The organism is Roseimaritima sediminicola (genome assembly GCF_009618275.1).
Classification (GTDB): Bacteria; Planctomycetota; Planctomycetia; order Pirellulales; family Pirellulaceae; genus Roseimaritima; species Roseimaritima sediminicola.
On sequence record NZ_WIAD01000100.1, the window covers coordinates 1 to 4504 of the forward strand.

Genomic DNA, 4504 nt, shown 5'->3' on the forward strand with positions numbered 1-4504 from the left:
AGCAAACTGGTTTTCACAGGCTGGAAGCCTATGCCACTGGTTTCACAGGCTGGAAGCCTATGCCACTGGTTTCACAGGCTGGAAGCCTATGCCACTGGTTTCACAGGCTGGAAGCCTATGCCACTGGTTTTTACAGGTGATAGAGCGGCGTGTAACGGTCGGTTAGGCTCTTGATCAATGGATCCGATGACAAGGGTTTGCCGGTTGCCCGCTGAATTAATTCTGCTGGATCGAAGACGCGGCCGGGGCGGTGGATGCGGGTGCGCAGCCACTGGAGCAGCTCGCCGGTGTCCCCGTCGGCGAACGCTCGATCGATGTCGCCCAACTGGTCCGTGGCCGCTTCGAATAGCTGCGCTGCACAGAGATTGCCCAGGGCATAGGTCGGGAAGTAACCGAACAAACCGGCCGACCAGTGGACGTCCTGCAGCACGCCGTCGGCGGCCGTCGGGGACTCGACGCCCAGGAACTCGCGGTATCGCGCGTTCCAGGCCTCGGGTAAATCCTCCGCGGCCAGCTCGCCGCTGACCAGTTGCTGTTCCAGTTCGAAACGGATGATCACGTGCAGGTTGTACGTCGCTTCGTCCGCTTCGACGCGGATCAAACTCGGACGCACCGCGTTGACCGCGAAATGCATCTGTTCCAACGAAGCGTCGCCGAGACTGCTCGGAAACGCTTGCTGGGCGTGGGGAAACAGGTACCGCCAAAAGGCCAATGAACGCCCGACCAAGTTCTCCCACAACCGCGACTGCGACTCGTGGATGCCCAGCGACACATAGCTGCCCGGCGGCAGGCCGTACCAATCGGCTCGCAGCCCCTGTTCGTAGATCCCGTGCCCCGCCTCGTGCAGCGTGCCGAACAGGCCGGTGGGAAACCAGTTGGGTTCGTAGCGCGTCAGGATTCGCGAATCGTCCGGCCCCAAGCTGGTGCAGAACGGATGCGAAGTTTCATCCAAGCGGCCACGAGTGAAATCAAAACCGATGGTCTGGGCCGCGAAGCGGGAGAAAGCTCGCTGTTGGTCGATCGGAAACTCGCGTCGCAGCAGATCGACATCGGGCTGGCGTGAGGCTTCGGATATCGCCTGCACCAACGGCACGAGTCGGGCGCGCAGCTCGGCAAACACGGCCGCGATTTCCACGGTCGAGGCGCCCGGTTCGAACTCCTCCATCAGGGCGTCGTAGCGAGACTGGCCGGAGGCGCGCAGATGGTCCGCCGCCTCGCATTTCAGAGCCAGCATCTGCTGGAGCGCCGGCAGGAAGGCGTCGAAATCATCGGCGCGACGAGCCGCATCCCATTTCTGTTGTCCCAGCACCGTGGCTTCGGCCAGGGCCTCGACCAATCGAACCGGCAGCTTTTGTTCACGCCGATAATCTTCCTGCAGCCGCCGGACGGTTGCTCCCTCGTCGCTCTCAGGGTCTGCCGCCAGCGGACTGTCGGCCAAATGGCCGAGATGTTCGCCGACCAGCGGATCGGTTTTGCGACGGTGCACCATCCCGCGCAGCAGCGTCACCTGCGCCGCGCGGTACTGCCCGGCCGCCGACGGCAACCCCGTCCGTTCGTCCCATTCCAACGCGTCGGCCGTGCTGCTCAGCAGGGCGACTTCGTGAAAATGTTTTCGGAGGGCGCTGAATCGTTGTTCCGGCTTCATCAAATCGGCTCCGCGGCGCTGTCTTTGAGCAATTCCTGTTGCAGGATTTCCAGTAAGGTTTGCAGGAATACCACGATCATTGGCCCCACCAACAGACCGATCGGGCCGAACACCTGCACGCCCCCCAAAACGCTCAGCAGGGCCAGCAAGGGATGCAGCTGGCTTCGTCCGTGCAGAATGAACACCTTGATTACGTTATCGATCGTGGACACAAACAGGGCCCCCCATAATCCCAACGCAAGGGCCGCAAACCAACGCTCGTCGACGAATCCCAGCCACAACACGCAGGGCAACCAAACCGCCATCGCGCCGAGAAACGGGATCAGTGCCATAAACGTCGTCGCCAAGAACAACAGCACCACCGAATCCAGTCCCGCAACGTAGTAACCCAGCGCCGCCAGGACGCCTTGAGCCAGGGCGCTGAGGATCGTCGCCAGCACGACCGCGCGACTGGTCCGATCGAATTCTTCCAACAAGCGTTCTTCATACGCATCGTCCAGCGGGCTGAGCCGCATCACGGTTCGCGTCATCGCCGGTCCATCGAGCAGGAAGAAATAGATCGCGATGATCAGGACCACCAGTCCAAACCCGATGTGAAACAAAAACCCGGTCGTGGCCGACGCGACCGAGGGCAGCTGGGCCTGCAAGTACATCCGGCCGCGGGTAAGACCCTGGTGGATCGTCTGGTCCGAGGGGTTGGCCAACATCGCCAGTTCGGCTTGCATCGAGCCGCCCAGCAGCTGCTTGCGCAGCTCGTTACTGGTGTCTTCCAGTTTGGCCAGCGTCTGCTGATAACCTTGCCACTGCTGCCAACTGGTCAGTCCCCGCGGCACCAGTCCGTCCAGCTCCGCCGTGGTGGCATCGGTCGCAGCTGGCTCGCCAGCCGGCGGAGCGACCACGGTTATTTGTTCCGGTGGCGGCTCCGTCAGCGCCGCCGCATCCCCAGTGATCGCCGCTTCGACTTGTTCATCCAACCGGACCAGAAGGGCATCGAAGCGTTCGAACAATTCGTCCGGCGTGTTCGGTTTGTCGGCATACACCTCTTGCAACTGATCGGCCAAGCGGCGGGTCTGGGCGATCTGTGCGTGCGTGGTTTCCGCGTCGGTGCGCACGGCCAACTGATTGATGCTGGCTTCCAGTTGACGATGCAGCTGGGGGCTCCGGATCGAAAGCCCAAACGCCTCCCGCGCTCTTCCCAACGCGAGGGTCAGGTTTTGAGAATTGACGCCGGACAGCAAACGCGTTCCCTGGGCCGCACCGATCGTCAAAATCAGTGCCGCGGGAATCAGCACGATCAACAGGATCGTGGCGGTGGTCAACAGGGCAGACAGTCGAGCTCGATTTCCCAGTTGCCGCTTGAACCATTCATGTAGGGGACGAAAGATGACGACCAACAGCGCCGCCAGGAACAGGGGCACAAAGAAACCGACCATCACGCGATAAAAGAGAATTCCGATCGCCACGATCACGACGATCAGTACCGCGACGGACAACAACCGCGAGATCGATCCGCCCAGCACGGTTCCGCCTGCCGGTGTGGCGGGAGTTGCTGTGCGCGAGGGAGTCGCTTTTTTCTTTGGGCTCATGGATCGCTAGTCGATTAGGGGGCGGTCCCATTATATTGTCAGCGGCTGTTATGCTCGTGACCCTGTCGTCAGGACTGGACCGCCAAGCCACACAGGAACGTTTGAGCGTTTGGGCGTTTGGGCATCGGCGGTCGTCTGCTGTGCAAAGGATAAAGTATTGACAGGTCGTTGGAAGCCGGTCATTCGATTGTTGATCATCGCGGTGGTCATCGCCGGTTTGTTGTGGGCGGTGCGCAGCGCCGTCGACGAACTGGTTTCGGACCCCGATAAACGGCGGTTGTTGTGGCGGATTCACTGGCCATCGCTGTGGGGCGGGGCCGGGGCGTATCTGCTGGCCTTGCTGCCGGCGGGTTTCTATTGGTACTGGGTGCTGCGCAGTTTTGCCGTGCCGGTGCCGGCGGGCCGCGCGGTCGCGGCCCACGTGCAAGGACATCTGGGCAAGTACGTCCCCGGTAAAGCGATGGTCGTGGTACTGCGCGTCGGTGCCATCGTCGGCCCGGGCGTGTCGCCTTTGTTGGCCACGGTCGCCGTGTTTATCGAAACCCTGACGATGATGGCGACCGGCGCGACGTTGGCGGCGTTGGTCATTGCGCTGTCGGACGTCCCGCAGGAATTAATTCCCCTGGCCATCGCATTGGGACTGGTTTCCGCCGTCCCCACCATGCCGCCGCTGTTCCGGATGGTCGTCGCCGTGGTCGTCCGGCGACGCGATCCGTCGCACCGTGCACCGCTGGAGGCGTATCGCTGGACGACGTTCGCAGCAGGGTGGGCGTGGATGACGCTCTCGTGGTGTTTGATCGGGACGGCCTTCGCCCTGATCGTGCACGCGATCGCCCCGCAAACCGGCCTCGACGATTTGGTGTTGGCCGCCGCCTTGATGGCGCTGGCGGTCGTTGCCGGATTCGTTTCCTTGATCCCAGGCGGAGCGGGCGTGCGCGAATTAATACTGACCGCCGCTTTGGCACCGCGGATCGGGACGGCCGAAGCGCTTTCGGCGGCGCTGTTGGCCCGGCTGGTTTTTCTGGCCGTGGAACTAGCCGCTGCCGGCGGTTCGGCGGTGGTCCTGCGCCGTACCGGGCCGAGGGATTCGGTGTCCGAACAGCCGAGTAACCGTGGCTAGCGCCAAAACGGCTAATTACCGAGCAACCGTGGCTAGCGCCAAAACGGCTAATTACCGAGCAACCGTGGCTAGCGCCAAAACGGCTAATTGCGTCGGCATGAATCTTTCGGTGAAACCCCGCGACAACACCCTCCCGCGCAGCGGGAGGGTCGG

Annotated in this window: 3 protein-coding genes; 1 reads left to right on the forward strand and 2 read right to left on the reverse strand. The window is 62.3% G+C overall.

All coding sequences use genetic code 11. The annotated features are described in order from the left end of the window. Positions 1-130: 130 nt before the first annotated feature. Positions 131-1645 (reverse strand): carboxypeptidase M32, encoded by a 1515-nt coding sequence (locus GE027_RS22305; protein ID WP_153559445.1) that lies wholly within the window; start codon positions 1643-1645, stop codon positions 131-133. Then, positions 1645-3231: an AI-2E family transporter gene (locus tag GE027_RS22310; protein ID WP_153559446.1), complete on the reverse strand. Its 1587-nt coding sequence runs from the start codon at positions 3229-3231 to the stop codon at positions 1645-1647. The genes GE027_RS22305 and GE027_RS22310 overlap by 1 nt, the downstream gene beginning before the upstream one ends. Positions 3232-3388: 157 nt before the next feature. On the opposite strand from GE027_RS22310, the gene GE027_RS22315 reads away from it, so the two are divergent. Next, positions 3389-4351: a lysylphosphatidylglycerol synthase domain-containing protein gene (locus GE027_RS22315; protein WP_162006890.1), complete on the forward strand. Its 963-nt coding sequence runs from the start codon at positions 3389-3391 to the stop codon at positions 4349-4351. Positions 4352-4504: the final 153 nt, after the last annotated feature.

Bases quoted from the DNA above. Each gene is read 5' to 3' on its own strand.
- GE027_RS22305 (WP_153559445.1), bottom strand. From the start codon at position 1,645: ATGAAGCCGGAACAACGATTCAGCGCCCTCCGAAAACATTTTCACGAA.
- GE027_RS22310 (WP_153559446.1), bottom strand. From the start codon at position 3,231: ATGAGCCCAAAGAAAAAAGCGACTCCCTCGCGCACAGCAACTCCCGCC.